The organism is Parageobacillus caldoxylosilyticus (assembly GCF_019272935.1).
Lineage (GTDB): Bacteria > Bacillota > Bacilli > Bacillales > Anoxybacillaceae > Saccharococcus > Saccharococcus caldoxylosilyticus.
The window spans coordinates 2,704,158-2,723,441 of sequence record NZ_CP040553.1; the positions used below are offsets into that span (position 1 = coordinate 2,704,158).

Below are 19,284 nucleotides of genomic sequence, written 5' to 3' on the forward strand. Positions count from 1 at the left end.
ATTCCCATTGCGCCAACAGGAATCGTTTGCATTAGACGAAGCGTCGTTTATTAAAGGAACATGTGTTGCTACTATTTTCCATAACGAGGAAAATTTTTATTCCGTCATCCGCGTCCGTGTGGAAGAAACGAATGAAGCATGTGAAGAACAAGAAGTAGTAGTGACCGGATATTTTCCGAAAATGAACGAACAGGATACGTATATTTTTTATGGGAAATTTCACAACCATCCGAGATTTGGCCGGCAGTACGTAGTCGAACATTTTCGCAAACAGTTCCCGAATACGAAAGAGGGACTCATTCATTATTTAGCGAGCGATTTATTTAAAGGAATCGGAAAAAAAACGGCAACGGCCATCGTCGAAACGCTCGGGGAAAATGCCATTTCTAAAATTTTAGAGGATCCAAGCGTATTAGATGGCGTTCCGAAATTAACGAAGCAAAAGGCGAAAGAATTGTATGAAACGCTGCGCACCCACGAAGGATTAGAGCAAACGATGATCGCCCTTTCACAGTTTGGGTTTGGGCCGCAGTTAGCGATGAAAATTTATCAAGCATATCAAGAAGAAACGCTTTCCATTATTCAGCAAAACCCATACCAGCTTGTTGAAGATGTTGAAGGAATTGGATTTGGCCGTGCTGATGAATTGGGATATCAGCTTGGCATTTCGGGAAGCCACCCAGCGCGGATTCGCGCCGCCTGTTTATTTGCGCTGGAACAGGATTGCCTACAAGAGGGACATGTATATATAACGAAAGACCAACTGACAGCACATGTGAAGCAGCTTTTAGAAGCAAAGCGCAGTGAAACAATCCGCGCCGAAACGATTGAGCAAATGTTGGTCATGCTTGCCGAGGAAGGCAAACTCATTGAGGAGGAGGAAAGGTTTTACATTCCGTCACTTTATTTTGCCGAAAAAGGAATTGTGACAAATGTAAAACGCTTGCTGCAGCAAACGGAAGCGGTCATGACGTTTCCAGAATCGGAATTTTTACTGGCGCTCGGCAGATTGGAGGAGCGTTTGTCTGTACAATACGCTCCGCTGCAAAAAGAAGCGATTCGCCAGGCGCTTTCCTCTTCGCTTTTTATTTTAACCGGCGGGCCCGGGACGGGGAAAACGACGGTCATTAAAGGGATCGTGGAAATATTTGCTGATTTGCATGGCCTTTCCCTTGATCCGAAAGACTATACGAAAGACCGTCCGTTTCCGATTTTGCTTGCCGCACCAACGGGAAGAGCGGCAAAGCGAATGAGCGAGGCGACCGGGCTTCCCGCTGTAACGATTCACCGGCTGCTTGGCTGGAACGGAGCGGAAGGTTTTACGCATGACGAGGATGAACCGATTAGCGGCAGGCTTTTAATTGTTGATGAAATGTCAATGGTCGATACGTGGCTGGCGAATCAGCTGTTTAAATCGATTCCTGACGGCATGCAGGTGATTCTTGTTGGCGATGAAGACCAGCTTCCATCAGTTGGGCCGGGACAAGTGTTAAAGGATTTGCTGAGGGCAGGAGTGGTGCCGACCGTTCGCCTGACCGAAGTGTACCGGCAGGCGGAAGGATCATCGATTATTGAATTGGCCCACCAGATGAAAAACGGCCTCGTTCCTTCCGATTTAACGGCCCAAAAAGCGGATCGCTCCTTTATCCGTTGCCAGACAGGACAAGTAGCCGAAGTAGTGCGGCAAATTGCCGATAATGCGCGCAAAAAAGGCTTTGCTGTAAAAGATATTCAAGTGCTCGCCCCAATGTACCGCGGACCTGCCGGAATTGACCGGATGAATCAAGTGCTGCAAGAATTATTTAATCCAAAGTCTGAAAAAAAGCGGGAGCTTTCTGTCGGAGATGTCGTGTACAGGGTCGGCGACAAAGTGCTGCAGCTTGTCAATCAGCCGGAAGATAACGTGTTTAACGGAGATATTGGTGAAATTGTCGCCATTTTTTACGCGAAAGAAAATACGGAAAAGCAGGATTTGGTCGTTGTTTCGTTTGATGGCATCGAGGTCACGTATTCGCGGCAAGACTTGTCGCAAATTACCCATGCCTATTGCTGTTCAATTCATAAAGCGCAAGGAAGCGAATTTCCAATTGTTATTTTGCCGGTTGTCAAAAGTTATTACCGCATGCTGAAGCGGAATTTGCTATATACCGCCGTGACAAGAAGCAAACAGTTTTTAATTTTATGCGGGGAGGAAGAGGCGTTTCGGCTCGGAGTCGCCCGCAGCGATGATGGGACGCGGCAGACGACGTTGGCGGAGAAATTGCAGCGGTTTCTCGCGCCATTTACCGAAGGAGAGCTGCCGATGGAAGATGCGAACATAGGGATGGAAAACGTTTCACCGTATGATTTTATGAGCAGCTAGCCAAGCTAAGCATGGCTGGAAAGGTGGGGAGATCTTTGCGAACATTTTCTCATATGAAAGGTCTTCCAGTATATGAACAAAAAACAGGGAAGATCGTTGGAAAAATCAGCGATATTTGTTTTACCAGTCATGGAAAAGTGCAAGGATTTGCAGTAGAGAGCAAAGGGTGGTTTGCCCGCCATCGCTATCTCCCGTTTTCGGCCGTGCAAGCAGTTGGAACGGATGGGGTTATCATAAAGGATGCTGCCTGTTTACAACCATTTTCCTCTTTCCAAACCGGCTACTCTCTTTACAGTGAGCACGGAATCGCCGGCAAACCGGTGATTACGGCGGATGGAAAAAAACTTGGATTATTAGAGGATGTATATTTTCACGGGCAATTGGGCATAATCGGAGGATATGAGATTACAGACGGTTTTTTTGCCGATTTAACGGAAGGAAAAAAGCGAATTGCTGCTGCCCCTTTCACCGCGGGGGAAGAAGCGATTATTGTAAACACAACGATGTAAGGAGAGTGGCTGTTTCGTGCTCATTTGCCCGAATTGCAAAAGCAAAAATTTAGGGAAAATTGGTGTGAATCAATACTATTGTTGGGACTGCTTTATTGAATTGTCCGTGTCAAAAGGGATTATTCACGCCCATCAAGTCGAGGAAGACGGGACGTTAAGCTCGTTAGATGATTTGTTTGATGAACACGAGCGCACAATCCAATTTTAGGAGGGAACGTGCATGAATCGGACAATGACCTCTCTGTTGGCATTAGGATTAGGCGTTGCTGCCTATCGAGTAGCACAGCGCAATAACTGGATGAACAACCGCACAATGAAAAAAATGCAACGCCGTTTAGCCCGCGCCGTTCGCTAAAAGCTGGCGCCAATTCCTGTAAACATAGCGGGAATTGGCGCTTTTTTGCATAATTCCGCTCCCTTCTCCTACACTAACGGTAAGGGGGGTGTTATGATGGGGGAACAGCAGTGGTTGTCGATTGTTCGAATTGGCAAATGGCTGCTTATTACGGTTATTATTTATTTAGTCGTCCGCATGAAAGAAGTGTGGCTGCCTGCCGTCGATTTATTGATTACCGCGTTGATTCCATTTATCATTGCCGCTTTTATTACTTATTTATTGCATCCATTGGTGGAATACATTCATGAAAAGGGAATCCCGCGCTGGATAGCCATTTTATTGATCTATTTTCTTTTTTTCGGCGGCATCGGCTACGGCTTGTATAAAGGCATTCCGCTGTTTATTGAACAGTTGAAAGAATTGAGCGAAAGCTTGCCGGCGTTAATCGAAACATACCGGAATTGGGCGAAGGACATTCATAACCAGACGTCGACATGGCCAATGGAAATTCATACACGAATTGAAGCGATGCTGACGCTAATGGAACGAACCGCCGCCGATACGTTAACGATGGTGATGAATGGTGTAAAAGGGTTGGTCAATTCGGCGTTTCTGTTTCTGCTTATTCCATTTATTGTATTTTACATGTTAAAGGATATCGAACTGCTGAAAAAAGCGGTATGGTATATGACGCCGAAACGGTGGCGGGAGCCGGGAATGGCCTTTTTGAAAGATGTTGACGAATCGCTTGGCAACTATATCCGCGGGCAATTGTTTGTAGGAGCCGTGATCGGCACGGTGGCCGCGCTCGCTTTGTGGCTTGTCGGAATGGATTATCCGCTGTTGCTTGGCTGCATCATCGGCATCACCAATATTATTCCTTATTTTGGACCAATTATCGGCGCCATTCCCGCGGTCATTTTAGCGGCAACCGTTTCCTTGAAAATGGTGCTCATCGTCGCTGCTATTATTTTTCTCCTTCAATTTTTGGAAGGAAATATTTTATCACCACTGATTGTCGGAAAAAGTTTGCATATGCATCCGCTCGTGATTATGTTTGCTTTGTTTTTTGGCGGCGAAATTGCCGGGGTGCTCGGCCTTATTATTGCTGTTCCGCTTCTGGCAGTATTGAAGGTGGCTCTTCTTCATTGGAAAGAACATTACCAGCCGCGTTGACAAATTGATATGGCTTGTCTATAATCATACATTGAAAAAGTGAATACATAATGCGATGACGGATCGAGTATGTTACAGTCCATCTTAAAGCGCGAATTCGCGCACAGAGAGGAATTTCCGCGGCTGAAAGAAATTCCAGATGAAGGGTAACAGAACGCTAATCCGGAGCGCAGGCAAAACCTGACGTCTAAGCCACGTTACGGCTAATGAGGTGATGAACGCTCTGCCGTTCATAAACAGGGTGGTACCGCGAGCATAACTCTCGTCCCTGAAGGGGATGAGAGTTTTTTATATATATTATTACATAGAAAGGGAGGATCATCATGAAGAAGCTTACTTCTGCGCAAGTAAGGAGAATGTTTTTAGAGTTTTTTAAGGAGAAAGGCCATGCCGTTGAGCCAAGCGCCTCTCTCATTCCTGTTGACGATCCGTCGCTGTTATGGATTAACAGCGGGGTGGCGACGTTAAAGAAATATTTCGACGGCCGCATTGTTCCAGAGAACCCCCGCATTTGCAATGCGCAAAAATCGATCCGTACCAATGACATTGAAAACGTCGGCAAAACCGCACGCCATCATACATTTTTCGAAATGCTCGGAAACTTTTCCATCGGCGACTATTTCAAACGGGAAGCGATTCATTGGGCATGGGAATTTTTAACGAGCGAAAAATGGATTGGCTTTGAGCCGGAGCGGCTGTCTGTCACGGTTCATCCGGAAGACGAGGAAGCGTTTGAAATTTGGCATAAAGAAATCGGCATTCCGGAAGAACGAATCATACGGTTGGAAGGAAATTTCTGGGATATTGGCGAAGGACCGAGCGGACCAAATACAGAAATTTTCTATGACCGCGGCGAAGAATTTGGAAACGATCCGAATGATCCGGAATTGTATCCGGGCGGGGAAAACGACCGCTATTTAGAAGTGTGGAACTTGGTATTTTCGCAATTCAACCATAATCCAGACGGCACGTACACGCCGCTTCCAAAGAAAAACATTGACACGGGCATGGGCCTGGAGCGGATGTGCTCGATTTTGCAAGGAGTGCCGACTAACTTTGAAACCGATTTGTTTATGCCGATCATTCGCGCGACAGAGCAAATTTCCGGACAAAAATATGGTGTGGACAAGGAGAAAGACGTGGCTTTTAAAGTGATCGCTGACCATATTCGCGCGGTCACATTCGCGATTGGCGACGGCGCGCTGCCGTCAAACGAAGGGCGCGGATATGTATTGCGCCGGTTATTGCGCCGTGCGGTTCGCTATGCTAAGCAGCTCGGTATCGAGCGGCCGTTTATGTACGAATTGGTGCCGGTTGTCGGCGAAATCATGAGCGATTTCTACCCGGAAGTAAAAGAAAAAGCCGAGTTCATCCAAAGAGTGATCAAAAATGAAGAAGAGCGCTTCCACGAAACGCTTCATGAAGGGTTGGCGATTTTAGCAAGCGTCATTCAAAAAGAAAAAGAACGGGGAAGCGATGTCATTTCCGGAGAAGATGTGTTTCGCCTTTATGATACCTATGGTTTTCCAATTGAACTAACGGAAGAATATGCGCAAGAAGAAGGAATGAAAGTCGACCACGACGGATTTGAACGGGAAATGGAGCGGCAGCGTGAGCGCGCCCGTGCCGCTAGACAGGACGTCGACTCGATGCAGGTGCAAGGCGGCGTGCTCGGCGATATTAAAGTAGAAAGCAAGTTTGTCGGTTACGATCAGCTCCATACCGCCTCTACGGTCGCCGTTATTGTCAAAGACGGGCAGCTTGTTGATGAAGTAAAAGAAGGAGACGAAGCGCAAATTATATTAGATGTAACTCCGTTTTATGCGGAAAGCGGCGGACAGATCGCCGACCAAGGCTGGCTTGAAAACGAAACGACAAAAGCGTTTGTAAAAGATGTGCAAAAAGCGCCAAACGGGCAGCACCTGCATTATGTCGTCATCGAAAAAGGAACATTGAGAAAAGGAGAAACATATACAGCGCAAATTGATGAGGCAAAACGGGCCAATATTATTAAAAACCATACAGCGACCCATCTGTTGCACCAGGCGTTAAAGGATGTGCTCGGGCCACATGTCAACCAGGCAGGATCGTTAGTCGCTCCAGACCGCTTGCGCTTTGACTTTACTCACTTTGGCCAAGTGAAGCCAGAGGAGCTAGAGCAAATTGAAGCCATTGTCAATGAAAAAATTTGGCGCAGCATTCCGGTCGACATTTTCTATAAGCCGCTTGAAGAAGCGAAAGCGATGGGGGCGATGGCGCTATTTGGCGAAAAATACGGCGAGATTGTCCGCGTCGTGCAAGTAGGCGATTACAGTTTAGAGCTTTGTGGAGGCTGCCATGTGCCGAATACCTCGGCGATCGGTTTGTTTAAAATCGTCTCCGAGTCCGGAATCGGCGCCGGCACCCGCCGGATTGAAGCCGTTACAGGCGAAGCGGCGTACCGCTTTATGAATGAGCAAATCGCCCTCTTACAAGAAGTAGCGCAAAAATTAAAAGCGAACCCGAGAGAAATAATGGGGCGACTAGACGCATTAATGAACGAAATCCGTCAATTGCAGCGCGAAAATGAATCACTTGCGGCCCGTCTTGGCAATTTAGAAGCGGCTAATCTTGTCCATAAAGTCAAAGAAGTAAACGGCATTCCGGTATTAGCTAGCAAAGTCAATGCGACAGATATGAATCATTTGCGGACGATGGTAGACGATTTGAAGCAAAAACTAGGATCCGCTATTATCGTGTTGGCTGCTGTGCAAGAAGAAAAAGTAAACTTGATCGCCGGTGTCACGAACGATTTAGTGGAAAAAGGATACCATGCTGGAAAATTAATTAAAGAAGTGGCCGCTCGCTGCGGCGGCGGTGGCGGCGGTCGTGCTGACATGGCACAGGCCGGCGGAAAAGACCCAAGCAAAGTCGGAGAAGCATTGCAATATGTCGAAAAATGGATAAAATCCGTTTGATAATTGATAAAGATAGTGTACAATGGATGTAAGATAGGGAGATGCCAGAACGGAGAGCGAGGTGGAGACGGTGAGCTCGTTTGACCAAACGATGCGGTTTCATTTTTCGGAAGAGCCAGCCGAAACAAATATTCGCGAAGTGCTGCTGACGGTGTATGACGCTCTGCAAGAAAAAGGATACAATCCGATTAATCAAATTGTCGGGTACTTATTATCTGGCGACCCTGCTTACATCCCCCGCCATAAAGATGCGCGCGCCTTAATACGAAAAGTGGAGCGTGATGAATTAATTGAGGAATTGGTGAAATTCTATTTACAAGGGCAACGAAAGGATTAACCGATGCGTATATTGGGACTTGATTTAGGTACAAAAACGCTTGGAGTAGCAGTTAGCGATGAACTGGGCTGGACGGCGCAAGGACTGGAGACGATCGCAATCGACGAAGAGCGAGGAGAATACGGGCTGAAGCGGCTTCGCGAAATTATTGACGAATATCAGGTCGAAACGATTGTCGTCGGATTTCCAAAAAATATGAATGGAACTGTTGGTCCGCGGGCGGAGGCGAGCCAGCGCTTCGCAGAATTGCTCAAACGGGAATTTTCCCTTCCAGTCATATTGTGGGACGAGCGTTTATCCACTATGGCGGCGGAACGGATGTTAATCGCCGCCGATCTCAGCCGAAAAAAGCGCAGAAAGGTCATCGATAAAATGGCGGCTGTCGTCATTTTGCAGTCGTATTTGGATAGTAAACAGTAAATTGGAGGAGAAAAATATGGAACATGGCGATCGACATATTACTGTTGTCGATGAAAACGGCAATGAGCAATTATGTGAAATATTGTTTACGTTTGAGTCAGAGGACTTTGGAAAATCGTATGTGTTTTATTATCCGGTAGGTGCAGAATTTGAAGATGATGACGAAGAAACGGAAATTCATGTGTCAGCATTTATTCCTGGTGAAGGAGAGCAGGAAGGGGAACTGCTGCCAATTGAGTCGGAAGAAGAATGGGAAATGATTGAAGAAGTATGGAATACGTTCTGCGCCGAACAAGAAGAATGAGAGAAGTAGGATGAAAAAGATGGCCCGGTATACCGGACCATCTTTTTTATTGAAAAAAAGACAAACGAATAGCGAAAAATGCAAAAATTTGTAGTATAATATCACGAGTGAAAGGAGGTTTCCAATGGACAATAACCAATTTTTACAAAAAGATGCACAAATTGTACGAAAAATCGTGTTGCTCGTTTGTGCTGCTATATTGATTGCTTGTATCGCGATAGGGGTAGGCAGCTATTTCTATATCAAGTCGGCGTTGCAACCAGTCGATCCACAGGACAAAAAGCCTGTTCATATATCGATTCCTATCGGCTCTTCCGTGAATGAGATTGCCAATCTGTTGGAAAAAAAGAGGCTGATCAAAAGCGCAACGGTGTTTCGCTATTACGTCAAATTTAAAAATCATGTGGATTTCCAAGCAGGGGAATACAAACTAAATCGTTCCATGTCCGTTGACGATATTATTGCAGTTTTAAAAACGGGAAAGATAACGAAAAAAGCCGGACTTAAACTAACGATTCCGGAAGGGACGCAAATAACGCAAATCGCGGCCATCATTGCCGAAAAAACGGGATACAAGAAGGAAGAGGTGCTAAAGCAGTTAAATGACCGTGCTTATATTGAACATTTGATGCAAAAATACCCTACCGTTTTGTCGAAGGATATTTTTAATAAAAACATCCGTTATCCGCTAGAAGGCTATTTGTTTCCTGCTACGTATTCGTTTGATGAAAAAAAGCCCCCTATTTCCGACATTATTGAGGAGATGTTGGGGAAAACAGCAGAGGTGTTAGCGAAATACGAACAGGATATGAAGAAAGCAAATATGTCGCCGCACCAGCTGTTAACCATATCCTCTCTAATTGAGGAGGAAGCAACGGAAAAAGCGGATCGCCAAAAAATTGCGAGCGTGTTTTACAACCGCCTCCGTAAGGGCATGCCATTGCAGACAGACCCTACCGTTTTGTATGCGCTTGGCAAGCATAAAGATCGCGTTTATTATAAAGATTTAGAAGTAAAATCCCCATATAATACGTATATCTACAAAGGCCTCCCGCCTGGGCCGATTGCCAATGCCGGGATGATGTCGATTCAAGCGGCATTGAAACCTGCGAAAACGGACTATTTCTATTTTCTTGCTACACCAGGCGGAGATGTTGTTTTTACCAAAACATTGGAAGAACATAATCGCCAGAAGGAGAAATATATTGGAAAACAATAGAATCGAATGTGAATTGCTGGACGACGGGCGAAAATATTTCGCATTTCGCATGTTTTGTGGTAGTATATATAAAGTTATCAATCGCTATCCTACAATAAGAGTCCTTCAGTGACTCTTATTTTTTCGAGGAGGGGCTCTTTTGATATCGAAAGAAATCGTCCAATATATTAAGCAGTTTATTCCGGAGCGGGATAAGCAAATAAAAGAGATGGAGCGTTACGCGCAAGAATATGATATTCCCATTATGGAAGTGACGGGAATAGAAGTAATGCTGCACATATTGAAAATCGCCCAGCCAAAGCGGATTTTGGAAATCGGCACAGCGATAGGGTATTCGGCGATCCGCATGGCAAAAGCGCTTCCCGCCGCCGAAATTGTTACGATTGAAAGAGACAAGGAGCGATATGAACGAGCCCTTTTTTATATCAACCAAACAGGGACAAGCGGGCAAATCCGCGTCATTTTCGGAGATGCGCTCAACGTCTATAGCGATGTCGCGAAAGCCGCCCCATTTGATGTTTTGTTTATTGATGCGGCAAAAGGACAATACCAGCGCTTTTTTGAACTGTATGAGCCGCTGCTTGCAGAAAACGGCTTGATCATTACGGATAATGTATTGTTCAAGGGGCTTGTTGCAACAGAGGAGCCAATTGAAAACAAGCGCATGCGCCAGTTAGCGGCGAAAATTCGCCGTTATAACGAATGGCTTGCAGGCCGCAACGATTACGAAACGATCATTCTTCCGGTTGGGGATGGGGTGGCAATATCAAGAAAACGAGGTGAAAGGCAATGAAAAAACCAGAATTGTTAGTGACGCCAACGAGCGTTTCCCACATACATGATTTAGCCAATGCCGGCGCCGATGCGGTGATGATCGGCGAACAGCGTTACGGTCTGCGCCTCGCCGGGGAGTTTTCCCGCGCGGATGTAGCAGAAGCGGTGAAAGCGGCGCACCAATACGGCATGAAAGTATATGTCGCGATGAATGCCATTTTTCACAACGATAAAGTCGATGAACTTGGCGATTACATTCGTTTTCTTGCCGAGGTCGGCGCCGATGCGATCGTCTTTGGCGATCCGGCCGTATTAATGACGGTGCGTGAAGTCGCTCCCCATATGAAGCTGCACTGGAATACGGAAACGACGGCGACAAACTGGTATACGTGCAACTACTGGGGGAGAAAGGGGGCAAAGCGCGCCGTTCTCGCCCGTGAATTAAATATGGAGGCGATTTTGGAAATTAAGAAGCATGCGGAAGTAGAAATCGAAGTGCAAGTGCACGGAATGACGTGCATGTATCAGTCGAAACGTTCATTGATCGGCAACTATTTTGAGTATCAAGGAAAAGTGATGGAAATCGAACGAAAAAAATATGAAAAAGGCATGTTTTTATATGATAAAGAACGCGACAATAAATATCCGATTTTCGAGGACGAAAACGGCACACATATTATGAGTCCAAACGATATTTGCATCATTGATGAATTGAGCGAGATGGTAGACGCGGGGATTGACAGCTTTAAAATCGATGGAGTGCTGCATGAACAAAGCTATATTACCGAAGTGACTAAACTGTATCGCCGCGCCATTGATTTATGTGCAGAAAACCGTGCGCAATACGAAAAAGAAAAGGACGAGCTGTTGGCGAAAATCGAAGCGATTCAGCCGAAACACCGCCCATTGGATACGGGATTTTTCTTTAAAGAAACGGTTTACTAACAACAAAAACGAGCGATGCGTTGCATCGCGCTAGGCAATAAGAAAAGGAGGAATGAGCGGATGCTGCTAAAAAATGATAAAATTTCCGAAATCATTGACGGCAAACGCGTAATCGTGAAAAAACCCGAGCTTCTCGCTCCGGCCGGCAACTTGGAAAAGCTAAAAATCGCCGTGCACTACGGCGCAGATGCGGTGTTTATCGGCGGTCAAGAATACAGCTTGCGCGCGAACGCCGATAACTTTACGATCGAAGAAATAAAAGAAGGCGTTCAGTTTGCAAGCCAATATGGCGCCAAAGTGTACGTAACGGCCAACATTTATGCGCATAACGAAAACATTCCCGGTCTTGAGGAATATTTACAGGCGTTAGAGCAGGCCGGCGTTCACGGCATTATTGTCGCCGACCCGCTTATTATTGAAACGGCGCGCCGGGTGGCGCCAAAATTGGAGGTGCACTTAAGCACGCAGCAGTCGCTCGCTAATTGGAAAGCGGTGCAATTTTGGAAAGAGGAAGGATTAGAGCGCGTCGTGCTCGCGCGCGAAACGAGCGCGCAAGAAATCCGCGAAATTAAAGAAAAAGTCGATATTGAGATTGAAGCGTTTATTCACGGAGCGATGTGCTCGGCGTACTCCGGCCGCTGCGTGTTAAGCAACCATATGACAGCGCGTGATTCCAACCGCGGAGGCTGCTGTCAATCGTGCCGCTGGGATTATGATTTATATAAATTAGAAGGGGATAAAGAGATTCCGCTCTTTGATGAAAACGACGCACCATTTGCCATGAGCGCTAAAGATTTGAATTTGATTCGCGCCATTCCAGCCATGATTGAATTAGGAATCGACAGCTTAAAAATTGAAGGACGGATGAAATCGATCCATTACGTGGCGACGGTTGTGAGCGTATACCGCAAAGTGATTGATGCGTATTGCGCGGATCCCGACCATTTCGTCATTCGCGAGGAATGGATAAAAGAGCTTGATAAATGCGCCAACCGTGATACAGCTCCGTCTTTCTTTGCTGGCATGCCAGGATACAACGATCATATGTACGGTTCGCACAGCCGCAAAACGACCCATGAATTTGCTGGCCTTGTTCTCGATTATGATAAAGAAACGCGAATGGTGACATTGCAGCAGCGTAACTTCTTTAAACCAGGTGATGAAGTGGAATTTTTTGGTCCGGAAATTGAAAACTTCACGCAAGTCGTAGATAAAATTTGGGATGAAAATGGGAACGAATTAGACGCGGCGCGCCACCCGCTGCAAATCGTCAAGTTTAAAGTAGAGCGCGAAGTCTTCCCGTACAACATGATGAGAAAGGAGAACTAACATGGGGAAGAAGCCTGTTGTCATCGGCGTAGCCGGTGGATCCGGCTCGGGGAAAACGAGCGTGGCAAAGGCAATTTATGAGCATTTTGGCGATCGCTCGATTTTAGTGCTTGAGCAAGATTTTTACTATAAGGATCAAAGCCATCTCCCGTTTGCAGAACGGCTGAAAACGAATTACGACCATCCGCTTGCGTTTGATAATGATTTGTTAATTGAGCATATTCATAAATTGTTGCAGTATGAGCCGATTGAAAAGCCGGTGTATGATTACAAACTTCACACACGGTCGAATAAAGTCATCCACGTCGAGCCAAAAGATGTTATTATTTTAGAAGGGATTCTTGTCTTAGAGGATGAGCGTTTGCGCAACTTAATGGATATTAAAGTATACGTCGATACCGATGCGGACATCCGCATTATCCGCCGCCTGCTCCGCGACATTAAAGAACGCGGCCGCACGCTCGAGTCCGTCATCGAACAGTACGTTTCCGTCGTCCGTCCAATGCATAATCAATTCGTCGAACCGACGAAACGCTATGCCGATATCATTGTTCCGGAAGGCGGGCAAAATCATGTCGCCATTGATTTACTGGTCACAAAAATTCGCACAATTCTTGAACAAAAATCGTTTTTATAATAACATAGCATAGATAAAACAATATAAATATATATAAACAAGTAAACGTACGAACAGCGTTTTCCGTTGTTCGTACGTTTTACATACACATCATGAAAAAGAAAAATATATAGAGGAGTGAAAGATGATGGCAAATGAAAAGCAATATCCGATGACAAAAGAGGGAAAAGAGAAACTGGAACAAGAGCTTGAATATTTAAAAACGGTAAAGCGGAAGGAAGTAGTGGAACGCATTAAAATTGCCCGCGGTTTTGGGGACCTGTCGGAAAACTCGGAATACGATGCCGCCAAAGATGAACAAGCATTTGTCGAGTCGCGCATTCAAACGTTGGAAAATATGATTCGCAATGCGGTGATCATTGAAGAAGACAAGGAAAATCCGGATGTCGTTTCCTTAGGAAAATCAGTGACATTTATTGAACTTCCGGACGGGGAAGAAGAAACATACACGATTGTCGGCAGCGCAGAGGCCGATCCATTTGAAGGAAAAATTTCCAATGACTCCCCGATCGCAAAATCGCTGCTTGGCAGAAGAGTTGGCGAAGAAGTCACCGTGCAAACACCAGGTGGCGAAATGCTCGTAAAAATTGTTGCCGTTAAATAGGTTTCAAAATAAAACACCTCGTCGAAAATGAAGATGAGGTGTTTTATTTATGTGGAAAAAACGAGTAATGGTGGTGCTTGCTCTTATCCAAATCAGCATTTTTCTTCTCATCGGCAGGCTTGTTCAAATCCAGTTAGTGAGCACAGAGTCGTTTTCCGTGAAGAAAGTCAATTTGATTGAGGAAAGCGTTGCGCAACGGACGCAAGAGTTAATGATTGACGACGGGAGGGGAATGTTTACGGATCGAAACGGGAAACCGCTCACGAAACAGTATATCCCCTCTCTTGTGCTATTCCCGTTTTTAAAAACGATGGAATGGCCTGTCGAGCAAGTGGCAAACATTCTTCACATTTCACCGCAAGTCATCATTGATCAGCTACAAAAAGCAAAAGAACCGTTTGTATTGACTATGGACAGCCATCCATTTGTGCTGAGCGAAAAACAAATGGAAAAAATCAACCAGTTGCATATTCCAGGCGTGTTTGCGGTAAACAAGCAGTATCCGCTTGAAAAAGTATATGCGCCGCATTTAATCGGATTTACCCGAGCGGACAGCCGCCTTTTGCGTTCCCGCTACCCAAAGCGGCATCTTCCTCCGCATACGGAAGTGGGCATTCATGGCCTGCAAAAGGCATTTGACGAATTTTTAATCCCTGAAGGAGAAACAAAGCTGTTGTATCATGTTGATGCGGAAGGAGGCCCTTTATTTGGCCTTGACGTGAAGTATAGTGATCCTAGCAATCCATTTTATCCTGTTTCTGTAAAAACGACAATGGACCGCGATTTGCAAAAAATTGCCGAAAGGGCCGCTGATGAGCATCATTTAAAGAAAGGCGGCATTGTACTATTGGATATCCCAACAAACAGCGTTCTCGCAATGGTCAGCCGTCCTGATATGGACCCGAGCAATCCGTATAAAAACCACGGCGCGGAAAACCAGATGGTGTTGCCGCAAATCCCAGGCTCCGTATTTAAGACCGTCGTTGCCGCCGCTGCGTTGGAAAAAGGGATGGTTTCGTCAACGGAAATGTTTGATTGCGGCAAAAAAATTGATGGAGTAACGCCGGATCGAGATCATGATTACGGAACGCTAGGGTTTGAGGAAAGTTTTGCGGTCAGCTGCAACAACGCGTTTGCGACGCTTGGGAAAAAGCTTGTTGAACAAGAGCCGGACATTTTGGAAACGTATGCGAAAAAACTTGGCTTATATCCGCTCGCCGGATGGCGAGGCGATGTCTATCATGAAACGGATTTTAAACAATTTCCAGAGGAGAGAAAAGGAACGATATGGCATGATGAGCGTGATAAACATGTGCCGCTTGCCGTTGCGCAAACGTCAATTGGACAAAAAGACGTGCGCGTATCGCCGCTGGGGGTCGCCAACATGATGGCAACAATTGCCCGCAATGGCGAGGCAAGGCAAGTGAGGGCGGTAGACAAAATTTTATATAAAAACGGCACGACCTTGTTCACGTTTCCGCAGCAAACGTTTTCCGATGAACCGCCGATTTCTTCGGTTACCGCCAATCAATTGCAGCGGTTATTGCGCAAAGTGGTGACGGATAAACAGGGAACGGGACGGCGTTTTCAATCGCTTCCGTATGCGGTCGCCGGAAAATCGGGTACGGCAGAAACCGGAAAAAAACTTGCCAATGAAGAACTTGTGAATAAATGGTTTGCTGGCTATTTCCCTGCCGATGCCCCGAAATACGCGCTTGTCGTCGTCGAGCTGGACTGCCACAGTTCACGGACGGTAACGAACGATATCTTTTTCGATCTCGTACAAAAAATATATGAGTTTGACAAACAGGACAAAAAATCGGAATAACGACGAAACAGTTTATTAGAAAGGGTCGCCATGATACAATAGAAGCAGCTAAATGAGGGAGGTTGTCAACGGTTGGCAAAAGAAATTGGACCGCGTTTCGCACAACGGGCAAAGCGCCGGAAAATCAATCGCATTCTCAATGCCGCCATTGCCGTCGTCGTTTTGTTGATTGTGGTGGTGGCGTGGAATTTATTTGCTGGTGACGACGAGCCGCATAAGCAAGCGGCGAACACATCGGCAAAAACGGAAACGAAAGAAAATCATGATGATAAAAAAGTAGAGGTGGAGATGGGGGATAAGCAGCAAATAAATGAAGAAAGTGAGCAATCCGACAAGAAAGAGACGAGCGAGGAAGAAGAACAAGAACAAGAAGTGATAGAAACGCCAGGAGCCCCTGGTTCCAACATCGAGAAAGAAATCGTCAATCCGGCATGGCAGCCGATTGGCACGACGCAGTCGGAGCCGCATGTCACCCAATTTAAAAAAGATTCGGTAGATTGGAAGGAAATGCTCGACGCGGTCAGTTACGCGACCGGAGTTTCCCAATCGGATATGATCGTGTGGTTTATTGGCAATAATGGACCGAACAAAGCGGTGGCCACCATTTCTACGAGAGATCAAACACAGCACTACAAGGTATATATCGAATGGGTCGAAAACCAAGGATGGAAACCGACGAAAGTGCAAAAGCTGAAAGAAAAGGAATAAGAAAGTAGCGGATTTCCTGTGTTGATGGAAATCCGCCTATTTTTTTGCTTTGAAATGGACGACAGCGCTGTAAAACCTTTTTCCGTTTTCCGCTACATGCATTTGATGCGAAACATGGTGGACGTGAAGCAAAAGCGCCTTATTATGCTCGATTTGTTCGTTAATTTTTTTCTCGAGCGTCTGCAAATCATCGGCCTCAAAAAATTCGATTTTATCCTCAATGAGATCGAGAGAAATGTTCATGGATCAAGCCTCCTTTCACCGCCAAGTGTAGCAGATTTTCACGTTATAATCTATTCGGGCGCGGAAAACATTTGCGATTTTTATCGCAAGCTGGCCTTTTTGTCTGGGAAAAATAGAGGAATGGGTAAAACGAAAAAAATTTATCATTGAAGAAAATAAAAACTTATGATACATTGAGAACAGATTTGAGGTATAAAACATAGTATATTTATAGGAATTATAAAAATTATGGAGCGTGACACCATGGGCAGAGAGTTTCTTGATTTGTTTGAAGAATGGGCGGAATCATATGATCAATCCGTGGAAGGATATGACGAAGAATACCGCGAGGTGTTTGCAAATTATGATGATATTTTAAATACAGTCGCCGATAAGGCAGGGAATGTCGTGCTTGAATTCGGCGTCGGCACAGGAAATTTAACGCAAAAGCTAATCGGACAAGGCAAAACAGTGTACGGTGTAGAACCGTCTGCACCGATGCGAAAAAAAGCACGCGAAAAGCTAGGGGCACACGTGTCAATCGTGGACGGGGATTTTTTGCAGTTTCCGCTCCCCCCAGAGCCGATCGATACGGTTGTCAGCACATATGCTTTTCACCATCTTACCGATGCGGAAAAAGGCGAAGCAATTGCCAAGTATGGCAAGTTATTAAAAAAAGGTGATAAAATAGTGTTTGCTGACACTGCTTTCCGTGACAAGCAAGCGTTTCAGCAGGCCATACAGGAGGCAAGGGCGCGCGGTTTTCATAACTTGGCTGAAGACCTCGAACGTGAATATTATACGACATTGGACGTATTGACAAAACTATTTGCAGAACACGGCTTTTCCGTCACATTTACACAAAAAAATGCATTTGTATGGGTGATGGAGGCGGTAAAACAAGAAAAATAAGGAAGAGGGAGAAACATGAAAGTAGCGATTATCGGGGCAATGGAAGAAGAAGTAACTATTTTGCGTGACCAAATGGAAGGACGGGAAGAAACGGTCATCGCCAATTGCGAATTTTCAACGGGCCAGATCAACGGTGTCGATGTCATTTTGTTGAAATCGGGCATTGGCAAAGTAAACGCGGCGATGGCAACGGCTATTTTGCTGGAGCGGTTCCGGCCGAATTACGTCATTAATACCGGTTCAGCGGGAGGATTTTTAGCGGCGTTAAATGTCGGTGATATCGTCATTTCCAGTGAAGTGGTGCATCACGATGTCGATGTGACGGCTTTTGGATATGAGTATGGGCAAGTGCCGGGAATGCCGGCGCGTTATCAAGCGGACAAGACATTAATAGACATTGCCAAACGCAGCGCCCAAGAAATTAACGATGTGCAAGTTGTCACAGGCCTCATTGCCACTGGTGACTCGTTTATGAACGATCCGGCGCGCGTCGAGTTTGTCCGAGGCAAGTTTCCGGAGCTTTGCGCCGTCGAAATGGAAGCGGCAGCGATTGCCCAAGTATGCACACAATTTGCTGTGCCGTTCGTGATTATTCGTGCACTCTCCGACATTGCCGGCAAGGAATCGGATATCTCATTTGAACAATTTTTAGATACGGCGGCGAAACATTCCGCCCGTTTAGTCGCATCGATGCTGTCATTATTGCAAAAATAAACCAATAAACCGAGGAAGGCGTCCCTTCCTCTTTCTATGTTTGTTAAGAAATGGAGTGACAAAAATGCGAGTGGCCAAAAATGTGCACGAGCTGATTGGACATACGCCGGTGGTGGAAATTACGCAATTTCCTCTGCCGGAAGGAGTCCGCGTATTTGCAAAATTGGAATCTTTCAACCCGGGAGGAAGCATTAAAGACCGTCTTGGCCAAGAGTTATTGCGCGACGCATTAGAAACAGGAAAATTAAAGGAAGGTGGAACGATCATTGAGCCGACGGCGGGAAACACCGGCATTGGGCTGGCTCTGGCGGCGATTGGCAAAAACATCAACGTAATTTTTTGCGTGCCTGAAAAATTCAGCATCGAAAAGCAGCAAATCATGAAAGCGCTCGGTGCAACAATTGTCCACACACCGACGAGCGAAGGAATGCAAGGAGCGATTCGCAAGGCGCAAGAGCTGGCCAGTGAGATTCCGAACTCCTATTGTCCGCAGCAGTTTGCCAACCCGGCTAACCCAAGAACGTATTATAAAACGCTCGGCCCGGAACTATGGGAAGACCTTGACGGACAAATCGACATATTTGTCGCCGGAGCCGGTTCGGGCGGAACGTTTATGGGAACGGCAACGTTTCTAAAAGAAAAAAACCCTAACATTAAAACGGTCATTGTCGAGCCTGAAGGGTCGATTTTAAACGGCGGAGAGCCGGGACCGCATAAAACAGAAGGAATCGGCATGGAATTTTTGCCGGACTATATGGATCCGAGCTACTTTGATGCGATTCATACGATCCGTGATGAAGATGCGTTCCGCCGCGTCAAAGAGCTCGCTGCCAAAGAAGGATTGCTCGTTGGCAGTTCTTCTGGCGCCGCGTTCCATGCCGCATTGCTCGAAGCGGAAAAAGCAAAGCCGGGAACGAATATCGTCGTCATTTTTCCGGACAGCAGCGAGCGCTATTTAAGCAAAAAAATTTATGAAGGTGGGATATGATA

Annotated in this window: 21 protein-coding genes; 20 read left to right on the top strand and 1 reads right to left on the bottom strand. The window is 46.0% G+C overall.

Annotated elements, in window-relative coordinates:
• Positions 1–7 precede the first annotated feature (7 nt).
• From recD2 to BV455_RS13800, 17 genes are all read left to right on the top strand, one after another.
• Positions 8–2,362 (top strand): SF1B family DNA helicase RecD2, encoded by a 2,355-nt coding sequence (gene recD2 / locus BV455_RS13720; RefSeq protein WP_017435571.1) that lies wholly within the window; start codon positions 8–10, stop codon positions 2,360–2,362.
• A 35-nt stretch (positions 2,363–2,397) separates the two neighbouring features.
• Positions 2,398–2,871: a PRC-barrel domain-containing protein gene (locus BV455_RS13725; RefSeq protein WP_042406361.1), complete on the top strand. Its 474-nt coding sequence runs from the start codon at positions 2,398–2,400 to the stop codon at positions 2,869–2,871.
• Positions 2,872–2,887: 16 nt separating this feature from the next.
• On the top strand, positions 2,888–3,079 hold the full coding sequence (locus BV455_RS13730) for a hypothetical protein (protein ID WP_015864601.1): 192 nt from the start codon (positions 2,888–2,890) through the stop codon (positions 3,077–3,079).
• Between the two features lie 12 nt (positions 3,080–3,091).
• The gene (locus BV455_RS13735; RefSeq protein ID WP_017435573.1) at positions 3,092–3,226 is read left to right on the top strand and encodes a YrzQ family protein; all 135 of its coding nucleotides are present in this window, start codon (positions 3,092–3,094) and stop codon (positions 3,224–3,226) included.
• A gap of 96 nt (positions 3,227–3,322) precedes the next feature.
• Positions 3,323–4,384 carry an AI-2E family transporter gene (locus BV455_RS13740; protein WP_017435574.1) on the top strand — a complete coding sequence of 354 codons (1,062 nt, stop codon included), beginning with the start codon at positions 3,323–3,325 and terminating at the stop codon, positions 4,382–4,384.
• A 323-nt stretch (positions 4,385–4,707) separates the two neighbouring features.
• Positions 4,708–7,341 (top strand): alanine--tRNA ligase, encoded by a 2,634-nt coding sequence (gene alaS / locus BV455_RS13745; RefSeq protein ID WP_017435575.1) that lies wholly within the window; start codon positions 4,708–4,710, stop codon positions 7,339–7,341.
• 70 nt (positions 7,342–7,411) lie between these two features.
• Positions 7,412–7,678 (top strand): IreB family regulatory phosphoprotein, encoded by a 267-nt coding sequence (locus BV455_RS13750; RefSeq protein ID WP_017435576.1) that lies wholly within the window; start codon positions 7,412–7,414, stop codon positions 7,676–7,678.
• Positions 7,679–7,681: 3 nt separating this feature from the next.
• Positions 7,682–8,098: a Holliday junction resolvase RuvX gene (gene ruvX, locus BV455_RS13755; protein ID WP_017435577.1), complete on the top strand. Its 417-nt coding sequence runs from the start codon at positions 7,682–7,684 to the stop codon at positions 8,096–8,098.
• 16 nt (positions 8,099–8,114) lie between these two features.
• Complete coding sequence (locus BV455_RS13760; protein ID WP_017435578.1) at positions 8,115–8,402, top strand: DUF1292 domain-containing protein; 288 nt, start codon at positions 8,115–8,117, stop codon at positions 8,400–8,402.
• Positions 8,403–8,526: 124 nt separating this feature from the next.
• On the top strand, positions 8,527–9,621 hold the full coding sequence (gene mltG / locus BV455_RS13765; protein ID WP_042406356.1) for an endolytic transglycosylase MltG: 1,095 nt from the start codon (positions 8,527–8,529) through the stop codon (positions 9,619–9,621).
• Positions 9,622–9,760: 139 nt separating this feature from the next.
• Positions 9,761–10,414, top strand: a complete 654-nt coding sequence (locus BV455_RS13770; RefSeq protein ID WP_017435580.1) for an O-methyltransferase — start codon at positions 9,761–9,763, stop codon at positions 10,412–10,414.
• A complete protein-coding gene (locus tag BV455_RS13775; RefSeq protein ID WP_061579637.1) occupies positions 10,411–11,340 on the top strand; it encodes a peptidase U32 family protein in 930 nt (309 codons plus the stop codon). The genes BV455_RS13770 and BV455_RS13775 overlap by 4 nt, the downstream gene beginning before the upstream one ends.
• Before the next feature lie 60 nt (positions 11,341–11,400).
• Positions 11,401–12,669, top strand: coding sequence for a peptidase U32 family protein (locus tag BV455_RS13780; protein WP_218687281.1), 1,269 nt, complete (start codon positions 11,401–11,403; stop codon positions 12,667–12,669).
• A gap of 1 nt (position 12,670) precedes the next feature.
• A complete protein-coding gene (gene udk, locus BV455_RS13785) occupies positions 12,671–13,306 on the top strand; it encodes a uridine kinase (protein WP_017435583.1) in 636 nt (211 codons plus the stop codon).
• A 127-nt stretch (positions 13,307–13,433) separates the two neighbouring features.
• Positions 13,434–13,910, top strand: a complete 477-nt coding sequence (gene greA, locus BV455_RS13790) for a transcription elongation factor GreA (RefSeq protein WP_017435584.1) — start codon at positions 13,434–13,436, stop codon at positions 13,908–13,910.
• A 49-nt stretch (positions 13,911–13,959) separates the two neighbouring features.
• Entirely contained in the window at positions 13,960–15,738 is a 1,779-nt protein-coding gene (locus tag BV455_RS13795) for a peptidoglycan D,D-transpeptidase FtsI family protein (RefSeq protein WP_017435585.1), read from the top strand.
• Positions 15,739–15,810: 72 nt separating this feature from the next.
• Positions 15,811–16,446 (top strand): YrrS family protein, encoded by a 636-nt coding sequence (locus BV455_RS13800; protein WP_042406350.1) that lies wholly within the window; start codon positions 15,811–15,813, stop codon positions 16,444–16,446.
• Between the two features lie 36 nt (positions 16,447–16,482).
• Here the strand turns inward: BV455_RS13800 and BV455_RS13805 are convergent, their stop codons facing one another.
• The gene (locus BV455_RS13805) at positions 16,483–16,689 is read right to left on the bottom strand and encodes a YrzA family protein (protein ID WP_013400339.1); all 207 of its coding nucleotides are present in this window, start codon (positions 16,687–16,689) and stop codon (positions 16,483–16,485) included.
• A 243-nt stretch (positions 16,690–16,932) separates the two neighbouring features.
• Here BV455_RS13805 and BV455_RS13810 point away from each other — a divergent pair, with 243 nt between their 5' ends.
• The 3 genes from BV455_RS13810 to BV455_RS13820 all read left to right on the top strand — a co-directional run bounded on the left by BV455_RS13810 (position 16,933) and on the right by BV455_RS13820 (position 19,282).
• The gene (locus tag BV455_RS13810) at positions 16,933–17,580 is read left to right on the top strand and encodes a class I SAM-dependent methyltransferase (protein ID WP_042406348.1); all 648 of its coding nucleotides are present in this window, start codon (positions 16,933–16,935) and stop codon (positions 17,578–17,580) included.
• A gap of 15 nt (positions 17,581–17,595) precedes the next feature.
• Positions 17,596–18,294, top strand: coding sequence for a 5'-methylthioadenosine/S-adenosylhomocysteine nucleosidase (gene mtnN, locus BV455_RS13815; RefSeq protein ID WP_042406345.1), 699 nt, complete (start codon positions 17,596–17,598; stop codon positions 18,292–18,294).
• Between the two features lie 64 nt (positions 18,295–18,358).
• The gene (locus tag BV455_RS13820) at positions 18,359–19,282 is read left to right on the top strand and encodes a PLP-dependent cysteine synthase family protein (protein ID WP_042406342.1); all 924 of its coding nucleotides are present in this window, start codon (positions 18,359–18,361) and stop codon (positions 19,280–19,282) included.
• The last annotated feature ends 2 nt before the right edge of the window (positions 19,283–19,284 follow it).